Origin of the sequence: Vulcanococcus limneticus LL (assembly GCF_002252705.1) — a bacterium.
GTDB classification, from domain to species: domain Bacteria; phylum Cyanobacteriota; class Cyanobacteriia; order PCC-6307; family Cyanobiaceae; genus Vulcanococcus; species Vulcanococcus limneticus.
The window spans coordinates 46383-68344 of the sequence record NZ_NQLA01000001.1 but is presented as its reverse complement, the minus strand read 5'-3'; the positions used below and the strand labels follow the sequence as shown (position 1 = coordinate 68344).

The window sequence follows — 21962 nt, the reverse complement described above, 5'->3', positions numbered from 1 at the left end:
ACCGCCATGACCTCCACGCTCCGGTCCGACCGTTCCAGCCCCGCCGCCGCGGGAGCCCCCCTGCTGCGCTTCGAGCAGCTGGGCATGGCCTACCCCACCCCCAAGGGGCCCTATCCGGTGCTCGAGAACGTCAATCTGGAGGTACAGGCCGGCGAATTCGTCTGCCTGATCGGCCACTCCGGCTGCGGCAAGAGCACCCTGCTCAATACCGTGTCTGGCTTTGCCAAACCCACCAGCGGTCGCGTGCTGCTCAAGGGCCAGCCGATCCAGCGACCGGGCCCCGACCGCATGGTGGTGTTCCAGGGCTATGCCCTGCTGCCCTGGCTCAGTGCCTACGACAACGTGCACCTGGCGATCGACTCCGTGAAGCCCCAGCTGGCGGAGCGGGAGAAGCGTGAGATCGTGATGGAGCATCTGGAGCTGGTGGGTCTCACCCAGGCGGCTGAGAAGCTGATCACCCAGCTCTCCGGCGGCATGAAGCAGCGGGTGGCCATCGCCCGCGCCCTGGCGATCCGGCCGGAGGTGCTGATCCTCGACGAGCCCTTCGGGGCCCTGGATGCCATCACCAAGGAAGAGCTGCAGGAGGAGCTGCTCAAGATCTGGAACACCCAGAAGTGCACGGTGCTGATGATCACCCACGACATCGACGAGGCCCTGTTTCTCGCCGACCGCCTGGTGATGATGACCAACGGACCATCGGCGGCGATCGGCGAGGTGCTGACGATCGACTTCCCACGCCCCCGCAACCGGGAGGACATCATGGAGGACCCGCGGTACTACGAGCTGCGCAACAGCGCCCTGGACTTTCTCTACAACCGCTTTGCCCATGACCACGACGAAGCCGGCTGAAGCCAGGCAGCCCCTGGGGGTTGCTTCATCGGTTCCGGAACGGCGGATGCACGCGATCCGCTGGTTTCTCACCACGGGCTGGCTGCTGATCGTGGGCTCCCTGCTCTACGACCCCTGGACGCCCCAGCTGACCCAACGGGATCACCCCTGGAGCCTGTTCCGTCTGCCGGAGACCTGCGTCTCCGTGCAGGGAACCTGCGTGGTGGAGCAGCCCTATCCCCTGGGCACCACCCTGTTCTGGGGGGCCGTGGTGCCTGCGGCCATCTTCATCCTGCTGGTGTTCGGCCATGAGCTCTGGCGCCGCATCTGTCCGCTGTCGTTTCTCTCCCAGATCCCCAGGGCCCTAGGCCTGCAGCGGCAACTGCGCAGCCTGCAGGCCAAGACAGGCCAGGTCCGCACCCAGATCGCCAAGGTGCCGCCCGATTCGTGGCTGGCGAAGCACTACGGCAAGATCCAGTTCGGCTGGCTGTTCATCGGCCTGTGCGGGCGCATCCTGTTCTTCAATGCCGACCGCGTGCTGCTGGCCAGCTGGTTGCTGCTCACGATCGCGGCGGCGGTTCTGGTGGGGTGGCTCTATGGCGGCAAGGCCTGGTGCCAGTACTTCTGCCCAATGGCACCGGTGCAGAGCATCTACTCCACGCCATCGGGCCTGCTGGGCAGCAAGGCCCATCTGAGCCCGCAGCCGATCACCCAGTCGATGTGCCGCAGCACGCGGCCGGATGGCACGGAGCAGAGTGCCTGTGTGGCCTGCCAGCAGCCCTGCATCGACATCGATGCCGAGCGGATGTACTGGGCAAGACTCGAAACCCGCCAGTTCAGCTTCGAGCGCTATGCCTACGTTGGCCTCGTGGTGGGTTACTTCGTTTACTACTACCTCTACGCGGGCAACTGGGACTACTACTTCTCCGGCCTCTGGGCGCGCCAGAGCGATCAGCTCAGCACGCTGCTGAGTCCGGGGTTCTATGTGTTTGGACGGGCCATCAACATTCCCCGGCTTGTGGCGGTTCCCATCACCCTCGGCCTGTTCACCTGGGGCGGCTGGCGAGTCGGGCGCTGGCTGGAGCACCGCTGGCGCCATCACGCCCATCGGCAGGGCCTGGAGCAGGCCAGAACCCTGGTGCGGCATCGGGTCTTCGTGCTGGCCACGGTGCTGGTGTTCAACGTGTTCTTCCTGTTCGGCGGCCGGCCGATCCTGCTGCTGCTGCCGGGCTGGGTTCAATACCTGTTCGATCTGGCCAACGTGGCCACCAGCACCCTGTGGCTGGTGAAGGCCTGGCGGCGCAGCCCCGATCTCTACAGCCGCGAAGGCCTGTCGAGCCGCTTCCGCAAACAGCTCGACAAGCTGGGCCTCGATCTGAGCCATTACCTCGAGGGGCGCTCCGTGGGAGATCTGAACACCCACGAGGTGTATGTACTGGCCAAGGTTCTGCCGGGCTTCAGCCGCCAGAAGCGCCACGAGGCCTACAAGGGAGTGGTGCGCGAAGCGCTGGAGGAGGGCTATGTCGATGCCGCCAGCAGCCTCGAGGTGCTGCAGCAGATGCGGCGGGAACTCGGCATCAGCGATGACGAACATCAGCAGCTGCTGGAGGAGCTGGGGGTCGGGGATCCCGCCCTGCTCGATCCGGCCGAGCGACGCAGCCTCGAGAACCAGATCCGCCTCAGTGGCTATCGCCGCTCCCTGGAAAGGCTGATGGCCCTGCAGACCAACGACGCCGTCGCCAGGCGTGCCCTGCAGCGGGAGTTTGCGATCTCGCCCCAGGAGGAGGCGATGGTGCTCGGAGGCCTCTCCCCCAGCACCAGTGCGGCCCAGAAGGCCCAGGTGCTGCTGCAGCGCCTGCCGGGACTGATCGACGCCTATCGCTGCCTGCACCAGCCGAACCTGCAGGAGTCGCCGGTGGTGCTGGCCCTGCTGAGCGATCACCTGCGCCAGCGCCAGGAGCTGGCCTTGCGCACCATCCTGGATTGCCTGGTGACCCTGCAGGCGGATCCGGCGGTGCCCCCCCTCGTGGCCGCGCTCCAGCAGGCCTCGCCCCTGATCCTGCAGGAACTGCTCGCAGAGGGCGACTGGGCGGCAAAACTGCCACCCGACGTGCGCCGCCAGCTCTCGGAGCCTGGTGCGCTGCCCGCCGTCTGCTCCATCGCGGTCCCCCTGAGCCGCAGCGTTGGGCACGTGGAGGGCCTGGTGCGCGACGGCAACGCCATCGTGGTGGCCTCCTCCCTGTTCCTGATCACCCGGCTGGACCGCGAGCGGGGGCTGGCACTGGCCGCGGAAATCGCGGCAACCGGTGGAGCCGACCTGACGGTGAACACAGCCCAGTGGCTGCTGGCGAACCCCGACCAGACGCCAGAACTCTCCGGCAACCCAGACCTGGAGAAACGGGTGTTTCTCGCCACGAGCGACTTCTTCCGCCGCACCTGGGTCGACAGCCTCGAGGCCCTGGCCAGGCAAGCCGAGATCCGCAGCTATCACCGCGATGAGGTGATCACCGCCGCGGGCGACACGTGCCGTGAACTGCTGCTGCTGATCGAGGGTGCCGCCACGATCCATCGGCAAGGGCCCGACGGGGTCTGGGTGGAAGAACTCAGGCCGGGACAGGTGCTCGACGAGCTGGAGGTGCTGAGCCATGGGACCGTCGACTCACCCATCGTCGCGGACGCGGAGCGAACCCGTCTGCTGGCGCTGCCCGTGGATGCATTCGACGCGGTTCTGGACCGGGATCCGGATCTGGCCCGCCGGGTGATGGAGCTGGAAAGCCGCCAGCTGCAGCGGCTGCTTCAGCTGGGCTTGAAGAGATCCTGAGGGCCTGCACACCGCAGGCGTGGGCTGGGGGTGATTGACGGCCTACCGCCCCCGGCCTGCGGCTCGGGTACGGCCATGGCGCCCATCCCAATGGGCGACAACACTGGAGAGAGTTCCAGTTGAGGGAGCCTCCGTTGATGGCCATGACCCGGCCCATGGCGCTGAAGTGCTCCCGATTCGCTGTCACTGCGGCGGCAGGGCTGTTGATCGGGGCCGCACCGATGCGGGCGGAATCGCCCAGCCAGCCCACCAGGGTGTCGCTGCAGGGAATCACCTTCACGGTGAGCAGCCGGGGCGAAGGCTCAGGACGCCAGCTCACGATCAGAACCAGCGGCACCCGCAAGCCGATCGCCCCGATCCGGCAGGAGATCCTCGGGAGCGTCACCGGGGTGGAGGTGGCGGACCTCGACGCGAACGGCCTGCCGGAGCTCTACGTGTTTGTGACCAGCGCCGGCAGCGGCAGCCACGGCTCGCTGGTGGGCTACGCGGTGAACCGAGGCTCCACATCGATCACGCCGATCAACCTGCCGGAGCTGAGCGGCAAGGCCGCCCAGGGCTACCAGGGGCACGACAGCTTCGCCGTGATCGAACGGAACCTGGCGCGGCGGTTCCCCATCTACCGGCCGGGCGACACCAACGCCAAGCCCAGCGGCGGCATCCGGCAGATCAGCTACCAGCTGGTGCCCGGTGAGGCGAGCTGGCAGCTGAAACCGGTGCGGGTCGATCAGTACTGACCGTGGGGGCTTGTCACGGGCCTGCGGCAACCCCGATCAGTTCAGGCCCTGCTTGAACTCCGTGATTGTTCCTTTGCCATTGACATTGCACTAACCCGCCACCTGCTTGCCGCTGATCTTCCAATTGAAGCTGAGGCCACTCTTTGTGATGTCAGCCAGTGAAATGCTGCCATCATCCATGGCCTGTGGCTCGGTGGCACCAAGTTTCACCGCGACATCGGACATGGGCACATCAAACTGCTCGACCACCCGCAGCTTGCAGGTCTTCCCCTAGGCCGAGGTGAGGCCTGCAGCGGTCTGGGCCGTGGCGGCCGGCACCCAGAAAACGGGAGGCTTGCATCACAGCCATCCAGAACGGGTGACAAGGCCAGCCTGAAGAGGAGCCATCCGCATGGGCCCCATCCCAAGCTGGGCTGTCACACAAAGACTGGGGACTGGTATAGCCCGGAAAGCAGATACAGGAATCGTGGAATCCCATATCCCCTGGATGACAAGTCGCTTGTGATAAACCGCTATTCGATCGACGAGAAGACGTCGGCGAGCCACTCCTGAAGCCCCGAAGCCCTTGAAGGCGGCAATCAACCCGGCAGGATCACCCGATCGATCACGTGAACGATGCCGTTGTCGCAGACGATGTCGGCACTCACCACGGTGGCGTTCTTCACCTCGAAGGGATCGGCGCGGCGGATCGCCACCGGTGCGCCTTCCAGGCTCTCCCATTCCGGCTGGGTCACCAGCACCTCACGCGAGTAGGCCCCGCTGAGCACATGGAATTTGAGGATCCGACCGAGCTGGGGAGGGTTGTCCACCAGGGTCTGCACGGTGCCCGGTGGCAGGGCAGCAAAGGCGTCGTCCACGGGGGCAAACACCGTGAACGGGCCAGGCCCCTCCAGGGCACCGGTGAGACCGGCCACCTCCACCGCAGTGAGAAGCGTGCCGAAACAACCGGCACCTTTGGCGGTCTCGATGATGTTGGCCATGGGATAGAAGGGAACGGCGGAATCAGCGGTAGTCCTGGGTCTGGACCTGGGGCAGACGGGCCTCCGGCCGCAGGAAACGATCCATCTGGGCCTCGAAGAAGCGCCGGTTGGCCAGCAGGTGCTCGGGATCGGTGTCGTCGAGTGGATACAGAAGGGCACCGCGCAGGGCCTGGATCACTGCCGACGTCACGTTGTACATCGAGCGCTGGAAGGTAATACCCAGCTGGATCAACTGATCCGCCTCCCCGCGCTTGTGATTCTTGTAGAGATCCACAAGATAGGGCGGCAGGAAATGGAGCATGTCCTGCATCAGCAGGGTGGGCGGGATGCCGGCAGAGCCCACAGGGAACACATCGGCGTAGAGGATGCCGTAATGGAAGTCGGCCTGCTCGGCAGGCACCTGATAGGCCTGGGCGTTGTAGCTCTTGGTGCCGCGGAAGGGAGCTGTGCGATAGAACACGGCTTCCACATAGGGCAGAGCCGCTTCATAGAGCCAGGTGAAGCCCTCACTCTTGGGAATGATCTCGATGCATTCACCATTGATGTAGACGTGGTGATAGATCGGTCGTCCAGCAACGGCGAAGATGCCATTCACCAGGAAGTCCATGGCATCGGGCACACCCTTGAAGCCACCCTCATCGTAGATATCGCTCATCTCAAAGAAAACGGGCGCCATCACCTCCCAGAACAGGCCCAGGTTGGCGTAGTAGCTCATCTGCTTCACCTGCTCCATGAACATCTCAGGGAACAGGCGGTAGAGCCCCAACATCAAGGGGTTGCCGCGGAAATAGGCCTTGATGGCCCGGTCGGCATTGGCCCGGTAGGCGTCGCTGGCTAGGTAATCATTGAAGCGACCGCCCATGTTCTGGTGCCAGAGCATGGCCTGCATGCAGGCCTCGGCAAACTCCATGTTGATCCGGTCATGCCAGAGGTGATGCAGCAGCTTGGGCAGCTTGCCGGTTTCGCCCTTGGCCATGAACTCCAGCAATTCAGGATGGGCCTTCTCGCCGCCGCGCCAGATGCGCAGCTTCGACTGCTCACCGGCGTAGGAGTTGGGAAGATCGAGATAGTCCTGGCTGATGAAGTACTTGAACGCCGGCAGGGGATTGAGAAAAACCCGCTCAGCGATATAGAGAAGATCGCGCCAGTAGAAATCCATCGGCACGGCATAGGCCTTGTAGATGCCGATGATCTGCATCAGGTTTTCCGGCGTATCCGGAAGCATCGAGCCGCCCGCCTCAAGCCGATGGATCACATCCGCATAGGGATGGGTGGAGGGGGGGATCAGGGGCTGGCGGACCGTCTCGGTGACCGCGGCGGTGGGAGGGGTCATGAGGGCAGCAGCTCCGGAGCGGAAGGCAGGGTGACGGCAACGAGGGTGGTACTGGAGCGGGCGATGGTCGGGCCGGAAGCCCCGAGCAGGAAGGGCTGAGCCCGAACAGCCAGACCGGCCGTCTCAGCCTCACTCCAACCGGTGAGGGCCGTGGGCCAGAGACCCGCCGCGATCACAAGCACGGTCAGGACCATCGCCGGAGCCCGCTCACTCCAGAGGGTGTGGGCCCAGTCGGCATGCGTGTTGTCCAGTCGACCGAAACCGACGCGGTTGAAGAGGCGAATGGCATACACGGCGGTGAAGCCCGAGGCAATCAGGCTGATCAGCGTGGCCACCGGGAAGGCGGTCCAGCTGCCCTCGAACACCACGAGCTCGGCGGGGAAGCCGGCCAGGCCGGGAATGCCGGCGGCGGCCATCAGGGCCAGCAGCAGCATGCCCATGGTGAACGGCAGGCCCCGCAGCGGATTCATCAGACCCGAAAGTTCGGGGATGGAGGTGGTGCCGGTCTTGCGCTCGATCAAACCGACGCAGGCGAACAGCAGGGCCACGATCAGGCCGTGGGCCAGCATCTGGGCGATCGCCCCCTGCAGGCTGAGCGGCGTGGCCGCGGCGAGTGCCAACACGAGCAGCCCCATGTGCCCCAGGGAGCTGAAGGCCATCAGCCGACGGATGTCGGTCTGGGCGATGGCGTTGAGCGCCCCGTACACCGCGCTGATGGCGCCGGCGGCGGCGATCCAGGGCGACCAGGCGGTCCAGGCCTCCGGCAGGAAGCCGACGCCGAAACGCAGCAGGCCATAGGCCCCCAGCTTGGAGACGACACCGGCGAGCAGGATCACCACGGGGGTGGAGGCCTGGCCGTAGGTGAAGGGCTGCCAGCCATGCAGGGGCACCACGGGCAGCTTCAGCCCGAAGGCCAGGAGCAGCAGGGCCAGGATCCAGCGCTGGGCCTCGGGCGTGAGCTCAGCGGAGGCGAGATCGGCAAAATCGAATCCAGGGCCTGCCGCGTTGAACCAGGCGAAGGCGAGCACTGCGGCGAGCATGCACAGCCCTGAAACAGCGCTGTAAAGCAGATAGCGAATGGCGGCTCCGGCGCGGCGCTCCCCTCCCCAGGTGGCAATCAGCAGCGTGAGCGGGATCAGCACCAGCTCAAAGGCCAGCAGGAACAGCAGGGCATTGCGGGCCAGGAACGCCCCCATCACGCCCAGGTTCGTGAGCAGCATCAGGGAGAAGAAGAGCCGTGGTCGGTTCTGATCCGCTGGCGCCGAGAGGATGGCCAGGCTGGTGAGCAGGCCGCAGAGCAGCACGAGCGGCAGGGAGAGCCCATCGAGGCCCAGATCCAGGCTGAGGCCCAGGGTCGGAAGCCAGGACAGCTGCAGATCGGCCGGCGGATGCTGCCAGCAGATCAGGGCAAGCAGAACCTGCAGGGCAGCGGGGAGCGCGGCAACGCTGCGGATGCGAGCGGAGCTGAACCCCGCCGGCAGAAGGGTCAGAACCAGGGTTCCCACCAGGGGCAGGACCAGCAGCAGAGCGAGTGGAGTCGGTCCCATCAGCGGAATGAGCGGACGAGTTCGGTGGGTGGGGAGGCGATGAGCCAGGCGGCCATCAGCAGCACGCTGAGGATCAGGGTCAGCGCATAGGCCTGGGACCGGCCCGAGGTGGTGAGGCTGAGGCGACGGGCGCCCGCCATGGCGGCGCCGCCGGAGGCGCCACTGAACCCATCGATCAGCCGGTCATCGGACCAGGCACTCAGGCGGGCCAGGGAGACCACCAGCCAGACCACGGTGCGGTGGTAGAAGCGCTCGGTCTGCATGTCGTGGGCCAGCCAGTCCTGGAGGCCACCGAGGGCAGAGGGCAGATGGGCAAGCGGATGGGGGCGCAGGTAGAAGATCGCCGAGAGCCCACCCCCCACGAGGGTGGAGCACAGCAGCGGCACCGCCATGGGTCCCCAGCCCGGCAGGGGTGCGAGGGGGAAGACGCCGTTGACCGCAAACAGCTGGGGCTGATGCAGCACCAACCCCATCAGCACGAAGGTGGGCAGGGCCATCAGCCACAGCACTTCCGGGGAGCGGGCCGTGAACACCGAGGGGCGACCGCCCCAGATCAGGCCGAACACCCGGATCAGGCCGGCACTGATCAGGGCATTGGTGAGCAGCACCACGCCACCGAGCAGCAGCGGATGGGAGCTGGCCGCGGTGAGCTCCATCAGCTCGCGCAGGGCGGCAAAGCCGCCGAAGGGGGGCAGGGCCATCAGGCCGGCGGCGCCGGTGAGAAAAGCCAGACCCATGAGCGGTCGCTTGTTCCAGAGACCGCCGAGCTGGGTCAAGTCCTGGGTGATGTTGGTGAGCACGATCGCGCCGATGGCCATCAGCATCAGCGCCATGGGCAGGGGATACACCAGCATCAGGTGATCGGCGACGCTGATTCCGCCCAGGCCCACGGCCACGAACAGCAGGCCGAGCCAGCTGCTCACGAGGAAGGAGAGCGCCCGCTTCACATCGATCTGCGCCAGGGCGATCAGCGAGGCGACCACAGCGGTGGTCCCGCCCACGATCACCAGCACGCCCTGCACCAGCGGACTCAGCTCGATCAGGGGCTCGAGCCGCAGCAGCACCCAGGCGCCGCCCACCACCACCACCGAGTTGCGCAGCACGGTGGAGGGAAGCGGGCTCTCCATCGCCTCATCGAGCCAGAGGTGCAGGGGAATCTGGGCACACTTGCCCATGGGCCCGGCAATCAGGGCCAGCAGGATCACGGGCAGGAACTGGGGCAGGGGATGGCCGTTGTTGACCTGATCGGCGGCCCAGGCCTGGAGACCATGGAAGTTCCAGGTGCCGGTGATGGGCAGAAGCGCAATCAGGCCAGCCAGCAGAATCAGGTCGCCGATGCGCTTGGTGAGGAAGGCATCACGGGCGCCCTTGACCACCAGCGACTGGTTGTACCAGGTGCCCACGATCAGATAGGTGCCGAACGTGAGCAGCTCGAGGATCACGTAGCTGAAGAACAGCGAATCGGTGAGCACCAGGGCGCAGAGGCCAGCCTCGAAGAAGCTGAGCGAACCGAAGAACCGAGGCCAGCCCCAGTCCATCTCCAGGTAGGCAATCGAATAGAGCTGCACCAGCACGTGAAGTCCGGTGATCACGGTCATGGCCACCAGGGCCGGTTCCGTGATCAGGCCGTCGAAGCCGATGCGCAGACCGGCGGTGCTCAGCCAGGTCCAGCCGAAGCTCACGGGGCGATAGAGGGCCTCGGCGCCGGCGCTGGCATTGGTGTGCAGGGCGATGAGAGCAACCACGCTGTGCACGAAGGCCAGCGAGACCATCAGCAGGTTCATGTACCCGCACGGGCGTGGGCCGGTGCGGGAGATCAGACCGGGCGACCAGGCCAGCGACGCCACAGCGGCCAGCAGTGGATAGACGGGAACCAGCCAGGCCGTTTCCAACAGGGCGATGGGCATCGGCGATGTCAGCAACGGAGGTCAACGGAGCTCGAACGCAGCGACGACCCCGGCGGTGGGAGCCTGGCGGGCAGGCCACCGGAAGGGTCAGGGCGCTGGCGTGCTGCGAACGGTAGAAACCGCAGACGGCCGTTGGGTGAAGCGGGCGAAAGGCGTTGCCTATCGGGGGGCTAAGGGAGGGTTATCGCCCCCCGATCAGAAGCGCCGCCGCCCGTCGTTGAACGCGCTGGCGCGGTCGGACTCGCTGGCCTGGCTCAGCTTCCAGACGTTGCGACTGAGGCGGCGGGCCTTGAGACCACCCCGTTCCACCTGGGCGGCGCCGGGACGGGCCCCCAGCAGGAACGTCACCTCGGCGGTGCTCAGGGGCGCGCCGGTCTTCAGGGCCAGATCGATCAGCTCCAGGCGATGGCGCAGCTGGGCCACATCGCAGCTGCCGCCATCCTCGGCCTCGCTCCAGCTCCAGGGCGCTTCACCACTGGCGGCCAGCTTCTGCATCAGGCCCAGCCCCACCAGCGCCAGGGCCTGCTCGGCCTTCACGCCGGGGCCCACGGCCTCGGCGATCCAGGCCCCGAGGCCCTGGGGATCGGCGCTGCCCGGCAGGGGCTGGGCGACGGTGGAACCGTTGGAGGCAGCGCGCTTGGGGGCCACGGAGCTTCGGGCTGGGGGGTGGCCGGACGGTACCCCCTGCGAACGGGCATGCAAGGGGGTGTGCAGAGCGATGTCCACCAGACCGCCAGGGCGTCTATGGTCTGGCTGACCCAGATTCGGCCACCGGCCTGAGCGGCCCGGCCGCCGCGAGCCCACTCGGTCCATGGTCCTGTCGGAGCTGCCCATCAGCCTGCAAGGCTTCGATCCAGAGGCGCCCATCCAGATCGCGCCGCAGATTTGGTGGGTGGGCATGCGCCTGCCCGACGACCGCTTCCAGTGCCACGCCTACTACCTCGATAACGGTAGCAGGGGGGTCCTGATCGACCCCGGCTCACCGCTCACGATCGAGGCGACCCTGCGCAAGGTGGCCCGCATCCGCGACCTGGAGGCGATCCGCTACATCGTCTGCCACCACTGTGATCCCGACATTGCCGCAAGCCTGCCGCTGCTCTCCGAGCGCCTGAAGCGCCCGGACGTGGAGGTGGTCACCGAGTGGCGCGCCCAGGCCCTGCTGCGCCACTACGGCCACCGCTTCAGCTACTACCGGGTGGAGGAGCACGGCTGGTGCCTGCCCCTGGCCGGGGAACGGCGTCTGGAGTTCCAGCTCACCCCCTACCTGCACTTTCCTGGTGCCTTCGTCTCCTTCGACACGGGCACCGGCACGCTCTTCTCCTCCGACCTGTTCGGCGGCTTCGTGCCCGATGCGGCGGTGCTGGAGTCGAGTGATGTGGACTACCTGATCGACAACGCCCGGCCCTTCCACCAGCACTACATGCCGAGTCGGGAGCTGCTGACGGCCGGCCTCAACCGCATCCAGCTGCACTGGCCCCGGATCCAGCGCATCGCCCCCCAGCACGGCCACATCGTGCCTGGCCCGGTCGTTGCCGAGGTGTTTCAGCGGCTCACGGAGATCGACTGCGGCGTGTTCTGCCTGGCCGATGCCGACCTGGACCTGAAGCGACTGCTGCGCATCTCCCAGGCCCGCGGCCGCATCACGGAGGCCCTGATCAGCCAGGACAGCCCCACGGCCCTGGTGGCCAGCCTGCGCACGATCCTGGCGTCGACCGGCACCGTGGCCGACTGCGAACTGGCGATCGACCTGCCCGGCTCCGGCTGGTGCAGCTGGGGAGAGGGGCAGCGTGCGGCGGAGCGCCGCCTTCCCCCGGCGGACTGGGTGCGGGTGGCGCTGCCTGGCGAGCCCGCCGCCCTGCTGGCCCTGCGCTGGAGCGAGGGCCAGGACGAGGGAGACCCGGAACTGCTGGCGATGCTGCGGGAGGTGGCGACGACGATGCGGCCCTGGCTACAGCACTACCTCCACGGCGTGCGCCAGCAGCGGAACACCGCCGCCCTGCGGGAGGCGGCCTACAGCGACGCCCTCACGGGCCTGGCCAACCGCCGCGCCCTGGAGCAGCAGGTTCCGTCGACGCCCTACGCCCTGATCTCGATCGACATCGACCACTTCAAGGCTGTGAACGACAGCTACGGCCATGGCGCCGGCGATCTGGTGCTCCAGCGCCTGGCCTCGCTGCTATCCCGCTCGGTGCGTCCGCAGGATGCCGTCTACCGACTGGGGGGTGAGGAGTTCCTGCTGGTCCTGCCCGCCGCGGATCAGCCCTCGGCCCTCACCGTGGCCGAGCGCATCCGCACCAGCACGGCCAGGCTCGACCTGGAGGGGCTCGCCCCCGAGGGCCACATCAGCCTGAGCCTGGGCATCGCCCAGGCGGGGACTGGCGCCGCCGCCTCGGGCACCGAGGACTTCGCCACGGTGCTGGAGCGCGCCGATGGAGCCCTCTACCGCTCCAAGCGGGAGGGCCGCGATCGGATCAGCTGCGCCTGAGCCAGCCCGGGGCGCTGCCGAACCAGTCACCCAAGTCGCCGGGATCCTCCGGGTCGGGTCGAAAGGGAGGGGCTGGATCCGGATCCCCAAGGTCCAGGCCGGCGAGCAGGCGGTCGAGGCCATCGCCCGTGGCCGCCTGCTGCTGGCGGCGCGCGCGCCGCAGCCAGGTGCCCACCCGCGGATCCCGGTCGGCGAACTTCTGGAGGTAGATCCGCTCCTCGAGTGCCACGGCCCGGCCCGCCGAGAGGCGATCCAGGATCTCCTGCAGCCGCAGGCGGGTGGCGGGGGGGGAGAGCATGGCGTCGAACCCGGAGTGGCCCCGTGATAGCGGGCCCAGCGTGGCGCGATGTAGGCGTCGCCACCATGGCGGGCCTGGCGTCAGTGGACGCCAATCCACGACCTGCAGGATGGTCCGGCAGGAGTTGGCGGCGCGAGGCGGGGGCGGGTAGGGCCCGGGGCGGACGGTAAGATCCCCCCAACACTTCAGAGGTGGGGCAGCGGTCAGGTCGTCCTGGTCGTCGCGTCGGTCCTCCCTCTGGTCTCGCCCATCCAGGGGCGATGCAGTCCCCGGAGCGACGTCTTCCCCTTGCCGAACCGCATCCCCAGGGCCAGAGCGCGGTCGGTGCAGATCACCGGAACCGACCTTGGCTTCAGTGGTGGCAGTCTCGGCAGCGGCAGCGGTCTGGGTGGGGGTCCGGGCCCGACACCATCGGCCGCCAGCTGTGTCATCACCACCGACGCCGAGGGCGCCCGGCTGAGCCGGCAGTCGAGCCATGTGCAGTCGATCGAGCTGCGCACCTACGTCTTCCTTGATTCGCTCCAGCCCCAGCTCGCCGCCTACATGGGCACGGTGAGCCAGGGCTTCCTGCCGATCCCGGGCGATGCCTGCCTGTGGCTCGAGGTCTCGCCCGGCATGGCCGTGCACCGCGTCACCGACATCGCCCTCAAGGCCAGCACCGTGCGCCTGGGCCAGATGATCGTGGAGCGGGCCTTCGGCTCGCTGGCGCTCTACCACCGCGACCAGAGCAACGTGCTCCACTCGGGCGAGGTGGTGCTCGAGGCCATCGGCAGCACCGTGGAGCAGCGCAGCCGCTGCGAGGTGAGCTGGACCGAGATCATCCGCGCCATCACACCCGACCACGCGGTGCTGATCAACCGCCAGAACCGCCGCGGCTCGATGATCCAGGCCGGCATGAGCATGTTCATCCTCGAAACCGAGCCCGCCGGCTACGTGCTGATCGCCGCCAATGAGGCCGAGAAGTCCTCCAACATCACGATCGTGGACGTGAAGGGGGTGGGGGCCTTCGGCCGGCTCACCCTGGCGGGCCGCGAGGGCGACGTGGAGGAGGCCGCCGCCGCCGCCATGCGCGCCGTGGACGGCATCAACCGCCGCGCCCGCGACTAACCCAGGCGCCGGGCCAGCGGTCAGGGGCGCGAGATTGGGATGTCACTGGGCTCCTCCGGTGCCGATCCACGAAGCGGAAGTTGCCGCTGGCACTGCCACGCGTCGCCCGCGCAGTCAGGCTGGTTTTAGCCAGGTTGGCCTGGGAGCTCTGGCCAGTGTGGCGGCCCATGGCGGTGCCGATCGGGAAGCCCATGGCCATGGACAGGACGCCATTGCGTCACATCTGGCTTGTCAGGCTGATGCTGCGCGCAGCGATGCGTCCACCCGGGCCTTCTCCTGCTCAAACCGCAAGAGCACCCCAAGTCGACATCGGCAAGGAGGCTCACCTTGGCCTCCCTGGGAATCACCGATCAACGAAGGATTGCCTGTGAAGTGAAGATCCTCCAGTGCGTTGGACATGACCAGGCTCACCCCATGGATGCCGACCCAGGCGGTATGCCGTACCAACTTGCCATGCCAACTCCCTGATGACATCAATACCGGGATCCGCCTCCGCATCCAAGACATCATCGCCGTAGAAGTCACTCAAGCGATCGAGTCCATCGGCAGGAATCAAGGGATCTTCCAAGACACTCAGTGAGCACGGATAGGGTCGTTCAAGATGAACATACTGAACCGTACTGGGCGGACGGGGCCCGCGGCCTGAGCCCACGCCTGTCCCGGTTCAGTCCACCCCCAGCCAGTGCTTGAGTCCGGGGGCCAGAGCCCGCGCCGCCTTGCCCCGGCTGCCCAGCTTGTGGCGCAAGTGGTCGGGGAGCTGGGCGTAGCTCAGGCCCGCCTCCCGCACCCAGAAGATCGGGTCGTAGCCGCCGCCATGGCCCTGGGAGGCCGTGAGGATCTCGCCGCGGCAGATCCCCTCGGCCTCGAGCACCGTGGTACCGCTGGGATCGGCCAGGGCCATGGCGCTGTTGAAGCTGGCGCTGCGGTAGGGCGTGGGACCCAGTTCGTGCAGCAGCCGATGGATGCGCTCGTGGTCGGTGGGGGCGTAGCGGGCGGAATAGAGGCCGGGGGCGCCGCCCAGGGCATCCACCTCCAGACCGGAGTCGTCCCCCAGGGCCCAATGGCCGGTGAGCCGGGCCACGGTTTCGGCCTTGAGGCGCGCGTTCTCCAGATAGGTGAGGCCGGTCTCCTCGATCTCCAGCCCATCGGGCTGCGGGCGTACCTCGATGGCCACGGCATCGAGCATGGCGCCGATTTCCACCACCTTCCAGCGGTTGCTGCTGGCGATCACCAGCACGGGATGGGGCGCCGCTGGCCTCACGGGATGCCTCGCAGGGTCCGCCATTGTGGCCAACGGCGGACCCTGCCCCGGTACGGGGGTGGGGGCAACTCGGCCGCACAGGGCGTTTGCAATTGGCTACGGCCCCCAGATGGCGCCGAATCCCACCCCTAGGTTGGAGCCACTGATGAGAGAGCCGGGCGCCCATGGAGACCAGCCTGGTGCTGCAGAACCTGCTCTCCCCACCGGTTCTGTTCTTCTTTCTGGGCGTGCTGGCGGTGCTGCTGGGCTCCGACCTGGAGATTCCCTCGCCGCTACCCAAGCTCTTTTCCCTCTATCTCCTGCTGGCCATCGGCTTCAAGGGCGGGGTGGAGCTGGCCCACAGCGGACTCGGCGGCCAGGTGCTGCCCACGATCCTGGCGGCCGTGGCGATGTCGCTGGTGGTACCGCTCTATAGCTTCCTGCTGCTGCGCACCCGGCTCGATCTCTTCAACGCCGCCGCGATCGCGGCCACCTACGGCTCGATCAGTGCCGTGACCTTCATCACGGCCCAGAGTTTTCTCGGGGTGGTGGGGCTGCCGTTCGATGGCTTCATGGTGGCGGCCCTGGCGCTGATGGAATCGCCGGCGATCATCATCGGCCTGCTGCTGGTGAAACTGGCGGGGCCCCAGAAGCGCCCGGACAGCGGCGCCATGGGCTGGGGTTCCGTGCTGCGGGAGGCCTTTCTCAACAGCTCGGTGTTCCTGCTGGTGGGAAGCCTGGTAATCGGCGTGCTGGTGGCCAGCTTCAGCCCCCAAGGGGTGGAGAAGATGCTGCCCTTCACCGACAAGCTCTTCTACGGGGCCCTGAGCTTCTTCCTGTTGGACATGGGCATCGTGGCGGCCCAGCGGCTGGGGGATCTGCGCCGCGCCGGCCCGCTGCTGATCGCCTTTGCGGTGCTGATGCCAGTGCTCAATGCCCTGATCGGCGTCACGATTGCCCGCGGGCTTGGCCTGAACCAGGGCGATGCCCTGCTATTCATGGTGTTGTGTGCCAGCGCCTCCTACATCGCCGTGCCCGCCGCGATGCGAATGACGGTGCCGGAGGCCAATCCAAGCCTCTACATCTCCACCTCCCTTGGGGTCACCTTCCCCTTCAACATCATCGTGGGGATTCCGATCTACATGCTCCTGGTGAAGCAACTCATTCCTGCTGGCTGAACCATGAAACGCCTCGATCTGATCCTCAGCGAACGGGAACTGCAGAAGGTGCTCCAGGTGATCGATGCGGCCGGAGCGCCCGGCTACTCGGTGATGCGCCACGTCACGGGCAAAGGGCCCCACGGCGCCGTGTCCGAATCGATGGACTTCAGCAGCCTGGGCGCCAACGCCCACGTCATCGTCTTCTGTGAGCAGGAGACGCTGGTCAAGCTGCGGGACGGCATCCAGCCCCTGCTGCGCTACTACGGCGGCGTGGCCTTCGTGTCGGAAGCCACGCCCCTCTGAGCGGCACCGCAGCCTCGAAACGCGAGAGTTGCCCAGCAAGGCCAAACGAGCTGGAGGGGCCTGGCATGGAGGCGTCTCCGCGGCAGCGACCCGATGGGCGAACGAGGCCGTAGACCGATAAACCCAGTTCTGGGGCAGGATGTCGGCGTCCACTGACGCACGGACCACAAGCATTCAAGACGTTTTGTGGCGCTTAGATCAGTCTCCCTTATGCGAGGCAGCGTCGACCCTGATGGCCCCAACCCTCCAAACGGCTTGACGGGGGGAACCGCCGCCGACCATGGTTGCTGGCGAACATTCCACCCCTCCTCCAGGAGCAGGTAATGGCTAACGAAACCATGGGCATCGCCCTCGGCATGATCGAGACCCGGGGTCTGGTCCCCGCGATCGAGGCCGCAGACGCCATGACCAAGGCCGCCGAGGTGCGCCTGATCGGTCGTGAGTTCGTGGGCGGCGGTTACGTCACCGTCCTCGTCCGTGGCGAAACCGGCGCTGTGAACGCTGCCGTTCGTGCCGGCGCCGATGCCTGTGAGCGCGTGGGCGACGGCCTGGTGGCCGCCCACATCATTGCCCGCCCCCACCGCGAAGTGGAACCTGCCCTGAACAGCAGCGCCGGCTTCGTGGGTTCCAAGGACTGAGGCCTGACGCGCGCCGCTGACGCCCGCTCATCCCTCTGACCTTTTTCCCTGAACCCACCCGGAGATTCTCCATGGCAAAGAAGTACGACGCTGGGGTTAAGGAGTACCGCGACACGTATTGGACTCCTGACTACGTTCCCCTCGATTCCGACCTGCTCGCGTGCTTTAAGTGCACCGGCCAGGAAGGTGTGCCCCGTGAGGAAGTGGCTGCCGCTGTGGCCGCTGAATCCTCCACCGGCACCTGGTCCACTGTGTGGTCCGAGCTCCTCACCGACCTCGACTTCTACAAGGGCCGCTGCTACCGCATCGAAGACGTCCCTGGCGACAAGGAAGCCTTCTACGCGTTCATCGCCTATCCCCTCGACCTGTTCGAGGAAGGCTCCATCACCAACGTGCTGACCTCCCTGGTCGGCAACGTGTTCGGCTTCAAGGCCCTGCGCCACCTGCGCCTGGAAGACATCCGCTTCCCGCTGGCCTTCATCAAGACCTGCATGGGTCCGCCGAACGGCATCCAGGTCGAGCGCGACCGGATGAACAAGTACGGCCGTCCCCTGCTGGGTTGCACGATCAAGCCGAAGCTCGGCCTGAGCGGCAAGAACTACGGCCGTGTGGTGTATGAGTGCCTGCGTGGCGGTCTGGACTTCACCAAGGACGACGAGAACATCAACTCGCAGCCCTTCCAGCGCTGGCAGAACCGCTTCGAGTTCGTTGCCGAGGCTGTGAAGCTGTCCGAACAGGAAACCGGCGAGAAGAAGGGGCACTACCTCAACTGCACCGCCGCCACTCCTGAGGAGATGTATGAGCGCGCCGAGTTCGCCAAGGAACTGGGCCAGCCCATCATCATGCACGACTACATCACCGGCGGCTTCACCGCGAACACCGGTCTGGCCAAGTGGTGCCGTAAGAACGGCATGCTCCTGCACATTCACCGCGCCATGCACGCGGTGATCGACCGTCACCCCAAGCACGGCATCCACTTCCGTGTGCTGGCCAAGTGCCTGCGTCTCTCCGGCGGTGACCAGCTCCACACCGGCACCGTGGTGGGCAAGCTGGAAGGCGATCGTCAGTCCACCCTGGGCTACATCGACCAGCTGCGTGAATCCTTCGTTCCCGAAGATCGCAGCCGCGGTAACTTCTTCGACCAGGATTGGGGCTCCCTCGGCGGCGTGTTCGCTGTGGCCTCCGGCGGTATCCACGTGTGGCACATGCCTGCCCTCGTGGCCATCTTCGGTGACGACTCGGTGCTGCAGTTCGGTGGTGGTACCCACGGTCACCCCTGGGGTTCTGCCGCTGGTGCTGCCGCCAACCGCGTGGCTCTCGAAGCCTGCGTCAAGGCCCGCAACGCCGGCCGCGAAATCGAGCGCGAAGGTCGCGACATCCTTCTGGAAGCCGCGAAGCACAGCCCCGAGCTGGCCATCGCCCTCGAGACCTGGAAGGAAATCAAGTTCGAGTTCGACACCGTCGACAAGCTCGACGTCAACTGATCGCCCCAGCTGCGTGGTGGCGGAGAGGTGCTACGGCCCTCTCCCTGCCCTGCTGCCAACCGATCCCCAGCCCCGATTCAGCGGGCCGTCTGAACGCGACATAACCCGAGCCCCCAAGGTACCGGGTTCATTCCATCCCTTCACCAAGGATCCCCATGCCCTTCAAGAGCACCGTGGGTGACTACCAAACAGTCGCCACCCTGGAGACGTTCGGCTTCCTGCCGCCCTTCACCCAGGACGAGATCTACGACCAGATCGCTTACATCATTGCCCAGGGTTGGAGCCCGCTCATTGAGCACGTCCACCCCAGCAACTCCATGGCCACCTACTGGTCCTACTGGAAGCTGCCCTTCTTCGGTGAGAAGGACCTCAACGTGATCGTGAGCGAGCTCGAAGCCGCCCACCGCGCCTACCCCGACCACCACGTGCGTCTGGTTGGCTACGACGCTTACACCCAGAGCCAGGGCTCCTGCTTCGTGGTGTTCGAAGGCCGCTGAGTTCAGCGGACTTCATCAGCCGTGGTCCCGATCACCATCGGGACCACCTTCTTCATCCGCAGGTTTCCTGCATTTTTTCAGTCATTCCATTCGCCGGGCGGACATGGCCAGCACATCGAGTCGTGAAGCAGCTCTGGAGCGCCGCAAGGCCCTGACCAATGGTGGCAAAAAAGCCACGGGCCGCTTCACCTCGTCCCCCAGCCGTGTGCGCAGCGCTGCTGACGCCCGCCCCACCCGCACCAACTCGCCGGTGCCCAGCCAGGCCGAGGTGATCGCCGCCAGCGCGCCGAGTGCCACTGATCCCTCGCGCCGACGGGCCGGGCAACCCGAGCGCGTGCCGCGCCGCAGCGTCGAGCTGAGCTCCGCTCAGGCCGGCGGCCATCGCAGTGCAGCCAAGCCTGTCGCCAATCCCAGCCGGGAGCTGGTGCTGGCCCGTCGCGAAGCCCTCAGCCGGGGCGGCAAGCGGGCCGATCGCTCCAAGGACCGCAGCCGCACCGATGCCGCCAAGGCCGCCCTGGTGGCCGGAAGCTCCCCTTCGGCCAGCGATCCCTCCCGCAAGGAGGCCGGCAGCCACACCTGCAAGTGCCAGGAGAAGTCCGGCGAACCCACCGCCACGGATCGGCGCAGCAGTGCCCGCACCGCCAGCCTGTCGCTGGGCAGCGGCCGCGCCGCCAGCAGCAACGGCGGCACCGGCCGCGCCGCCACCAAGAAAATCACCGCCCAGCACAACCCCAGCCGCGCCCTGGTGCTGGCCCGCCGCGATGCCCTGGCCAAGAAGGGCAAGTCCGCCAGCACCAGCGCCTCCTCCGGCAGTGCCGCCGTGGTGCGCCAGGGCAACCCCGATCTGAGCACCCGTGAACTGGCCCAGAAGCTGCGGGAGCTGAAGAACAAGAGCGGCAGCGCCGGCATCGTGCGCACCGGCAGCGGCAGCGGCACCACCCGCCCCAGCGGCCCAAACCGCAAGGGCGCCAAGCAGGCTGCCGAGACCAGCCTCAAGGTGGGCGTGAGCGAGACCCTGAGCGGCCAGGTGGTCACCGGCACCCAGGCCAACCGCTCGGTCAAGACCACCGGCAACGAGGCGGCCACCTGCCGCACGATCACCGGCACCGAGTACCTCGGCGCTGAGGTGTTCCAGACCTTCTGCCAGTCCCAGCCCAGCCCAGCCCAGCCCGCCAAGGTGCGCGTCAGCAGCACCAGCCACGGCAACCGGGTCACCGGCAACGAGGTGGGCCGCAGCGAAAAGGTGACCGGCGATGAGCCCGGCACCTGCAAGAGCATCACGGGCACCGAGTACATCTCCGCCAACCAGGCCGCAACCTGGTGCGGCTCCAGCCCCGCCGCCGCCGTGCGCAAGGTGGGCCGCAGCCAGACCCAGGGTGGCCAGGCCATCTCCGGGGTCCTGGTGGGCCGCTCTGAGAAGGTGACCGGCGACGAGCCCGGTTCCGGCCTGCAGCTCACCGGCGACCAGTACCTCGGGCGGGAGGCTCCCACCCCTGGCCAGGCTCCCGCCAAGGTGGCCAGCTTCAACACCCTGCGCGGCACCGGCGTCACCGGCACCTCCGTGGGCCGCAGCGAGCGCGTCACCGGTGATGAGCCCGGCAGCTGCCGCAACGTGACCGGCGACGAATACCTGGGCTCCCAGCAGTTCGACACCTTCTGCGGCAACCGCCCCGCCCCTGAAGCCCCCAAGGTGGGCTTCAGCGTCACCAACAAGAACCTGGTGGTGAGCGGCACCCGCACCGGCCGCAGCGAGAAGGTGACCGGCGATGAGCCCGGCACCTGCAAGGCCGTCACAGGCACCCCCTACGCCGGCCTCGAGCAGACCGGCCAGTGGTGCTCCAGCCAGCAGGTCCAGGCCGTGCGCGAGCGCCTGCCGATGGCCATGGCCATGGCCAACCGCCGCATGACCGGCATCAAGCCCGGCGTCGGCGGCGTGATGACCGGCGATGAACGCGGTGCCTGCGAAGAGGTGACCGGCACCCCTTACATCGGCGCCGACCAGCAGGCCGAGGCCTGCGGCCACTCCACCGGCTCCGTCGCCCCGGATTTTCCCCAGCCCCTGAACGCCGCCGCCTGGCAGCAGTTCAGCGTCCAGTCCCCGGCCCGTGAGGCCCAGCTGGAGCGCGAACGCACCGGCGCCGTGACCGGCAGCACCTACGAGCAGGGTGGGCGCATCACCGGCCCTTTTGACATGGCCGGTGGCAAGGTGACCGGCACCGAACAGTTCCGCTTCGACCGCCAGGCACCCCAGCCCCTGGCCGTCCGCCCCGCCGTCGCCGCTGTGGTGACCGCCGATGAGGATCTGCGCCCCGCCTCCCGGGTCACCGGGGAGGGCTCCGGCAACAAGATCACCGGCGACGACTGGGACCGCGGTGATCGCGTCACCGGCACCGAGGGCAGCTCCGCCCGCCGGCGCAACCCCACCCGCGTCGGTCCGATGAGCGCCATGCCTGCCGCCCAGCCCAAGCGCAATGTCGAAGTGGCGGTCCCTGTGAGCCGCGTCACCGGATCAAGCGGCAGCACCGATCAGGGCTCCCTGATCACGGTGTCTGGCGGCGCCCGCGGCTGAGCGAGCTAACCCATGCCCCGGCGACCCACCA

19 protein-coding genes are annotated in these 21962 nt (G+C 67.2%); 11 read left to right on the top strand and 8 right to left on the bottom strand.

Going from position 1 to position 21962, the window contains the following annotated elements:
* Nucleotides 1-6 precede the first annotated feature (6 nt).
* From CJZ98_RS00390 to CJZ98_RS00380, 3 genes are all read left to right on the top strand, one after another.
* Nucleotides 7-849 carry a nitrate ABC transporter ATP-binding protein gene (locus tag CJZ98_RS00390; RefSeq protein WP_094587533.1) on the top strand — a complete coding sequence of 281 codons (843 nt, stop codon included), beginning with the start codon at nucleotides 7-9 and terminating at the stop codon, nucleotides 847-849.
* A complete protein-coding gene (locus tag CJZ98_RS00385) occupies nucleotides 827-3649 on the top strand; it encodes a cyclic nucleotide-binding domain-containing protein (protein WP_232756062.1) in 2823 nt (940 codons plus the stop codon). Before CJZ98_RS00390 ends, CJZ98_RS00385 begins: the two co-directional genes overlap by 23 nt.
* Before the next feature lie 143 nt (nucleotides 3650-3792).
* On the top strand, nucleotides 3793-4383 hold the full coding sequence (locus CJZ98_RS00380) for a hypothetical protein (RefSeq protein WP_157910814.1): 591 nt from the start codon (nucleotides 3793-3795) through the stop codon (nucleotides 4381-4383).
* 90 nt (nucleotides 4384-4473) lie between these two features.
* Here the strand turns inward: CJZ98_RS00380 and CJZ98_RS18095 are convergent, their stop codons facing one another.
* The 6 genes from CJZ98_RS18095 to CJZ98_RS00355 all read right to left on the bottom strand — a co-directional run bounded on the left by CJZ98_RS18095 (nucleotide 4474) and on the right by CJZ98_RS00355 (nucleotide 10711).
* Nucleotides 4474-4632: a hypothetical protein gene (locus tag CJZ98_RS18095; protein ID WP_157910813.1), complete on the bottom strand. Its 159-nt coding sequence runs from the start codon at nucleotides 4630-4632 to the stop codon at nucleotides 4474-4476.
* Between the two features lie 329 nt (nucleotides 4633-4961).
* A complete protein-coding gene (locus CJZ98_RS00375; protein WP_094587530.1) occupies nucleotides 4962-5363 on the bottom strand; it encodes a fasciclin domain-containing protein in 402 nt (133 codons plus the stop codon).
* A gap of 22 nt (nucleotides 5364-5385) precedes the next feature.
* Nucleotides 5386-6696, bottom strand: a complete 1311-nt coding sequence (locus CJZ98_RS00370) for a CO2 hydration protein (RefSeq protein ID WP_094587529.1) — start codon at nucleotides 6694-6696, stop codon at nucleotides 5386-5388.
* Nucleotides 6693-8243, bottom strand: coding sequence for an NADH-quinone oxidoreductase subunit M (locus tag CJZ98_RS00365; protein WP_094587528.1), 1551 nt, complete (start codon nucleotides 8241-8243; stop codon nucleotides 6693-6695). Before CJZ98_RS00365 ends, CJZ98_RS00370 begins: the two co-directional genes overlap by 4 nt.
* Nucleotides 8243-10150: an NAD(P)H-quinone oxidoreductase subunit F gene (locus tag CJZ98_RS00360; RefSeq protein ID WP_094587527.1), complete on the bottom strand. Its 1908-nt coding sequence runs from the start codon at nucleotides 10148-10150 to the stop codon at nucleotides 8243-8245. The genes CJZ98_RS00365 and CJZ98_RS00360 overlap by 1 nt, the downstream gene beginning before the upstream one ends.
* A 195-nt stretch (nucleotides 10151-10345) precedes the next feature.
* Nucleotides 10346-10711, bottom strand: coding sequence for a hypothetical protein (locus CJZ98_RS00355; protein WP_094587664.1), 366 nt, complete (start codon nucleotides 10709-10711; stop codon nucleotides 10346-10348).
* A 250-nt stretch (nucleotides 10712-10961) separates the two neighbouring features.
* On the opposite strand from CJZ98_RS00355, the gene CJZ98_RS00350 reads away from it, so the two are divergent.
* Nucleotides 10962-12635, top strand: coding sequence for an oxygen-binding di-iron domain-containing protein (locus CJZ98_RS00350; protein WP_094587526.1), 1674 nt, complete (start codon nucleotides 10962-10964; stop codon nucleotides 12633-12635).
* Here the strand turns inward: CJZ98_RS00350 and CJZ98_RS00345 are convergent.
* Nucleotides 12622-12933 carry a hypothetical protein gene (locus tag CJZ98_RS00345; protein ID WP_094587525.1) on the bottom strand — a complete coding sequence of 104 codons (312 nt, stop codon included), beginning with the start codon at nucleotides 12931-12933 and terminating at the stop codon, nucleotides 12622-12624. The two genes, CJZ98_RS00350 and CJZ98_RS00345, sit on opposite strands and share 14 nt — an antisense overlap.
* Before the next feature lie 384 nt (nucleotides 12934-13317).
* Here CJZ98_RS00345 and CJZ98_RS00340 point away from each other — a divergent pair, with 384 nt between their 5' ends.
* The gene (locus CJZ98_RS00340) at nucleotides 13318-14040 is read left to right on the top strand and encodes a BMC domain-containing protein (protein ID WP_232756087.1); all 723 of its coding nucleotides are present in this window, start codon (nucleotides 13318-13320) and stop codon (nucleotides 14038-14040) included.
* Nucleotides 14041-14704: 664 nt separating this feature from the next.
* On the opposite strand, the gene CJZ98_RS00330 is transcribed toward CJZ98_RS00340, so the two are convergent.
* Entirely contained in the window at nucleotides 14705-15325 is a 621-nt protein-coding gene (locus tag CJZ98_RS00330; RefSeq protein ID WP_198537397.1) for a non-canonical purine NTP pyrophosphatase, read from the bottom strand.
* Between the two features lie 140 nt (nucleotides 15326-15465).
* On the opposite strand from CJZ98_RS00330, the gene CJZ98_RS00325 reads away from it, so the two are divergent.
* From CJZ98_RS00325 to csoS2, 6 genes are all read left to right on the top strand, one after another.
* Nucleotides 15466-16458 carry a sodium-dependent bicarbonate transport family permease gene (locus CJZ98_RS00325; protein ID WP_094587521.1) on the top strand — a complete coding sequence of 331 codons (993 nt, stop codon included), beginning with the start codon at nucleotides 15466-15468 and terminating at the stop codon, nucleotides 16456-16458.
* Nucleotides 16459-16461: 3 nt separating this feature from the next.
* The gene (locus tag CJZ98_RS00320) at nucleotides 16462-16743 is read left to right on the top strand and encodes a P-II family nitrogen regulator (protein WP_094587520.1); all 282 of its coding nucleotides are present in this window, start codon (nucleotides 16462-16464) and stop codon (nucleotides 16741-16743) included.
* A gap of 323 nt (nucleotides 16744-17066) precedes the next feature.
* A complete protein-coding gene (locus CJZ98_RS00315) occupies nucleotides 17067-17381 on the top strand; it encodes a BMC domain-containing protein (protein ID WP_094587519.1) in 315 nt (104 codons plus the stop codon).
* A 71-nt stretch (nucleotides 17382-17452) separates the two neighbouring features.
* Nucleotides 17453-18865, top strand: coding sequence for a form I ribulose bisphosphate carboxylase large subunit (locus CJZ98_RS00310; RefSeq protein WP_094587518.1), 1413 nt, complete (start codon nucleotides 17453-17455; stop codon nucleotides 18863-18865).
* Nucleotides 18866-19020: 155 nt separating this feature from the next.
* A complete protein-coding gene (locus tag CJZ98_RS00305; RefSeq protein WP_094587517.1) occupies nucleotides 19021-19362 on the top strand; it encodes a ribulose bisphosphate carboxylase small subunit in 342 nt (113 codons plus the stop codon).
* A 103-nt stretch (nucleotides 19363-19465) separates the two neighbouring features.
* The gene (gene csoS2, locus CJZ98_RS00300) at nucleotides 19466-21931 is read left to right on the top strand and encodes a carboxysome assembly protein CsoS2 (RefSeq protein WP_094587516.1); all 2466 of its coding nucleotides are present in this window, start codon (nucleotides 19466-19468) and stop codon (nucleotides 21929-21931) included.
* The last annotated feature ends 31 nt before the right edge of the window (nucleotides 21932-21962 follow it).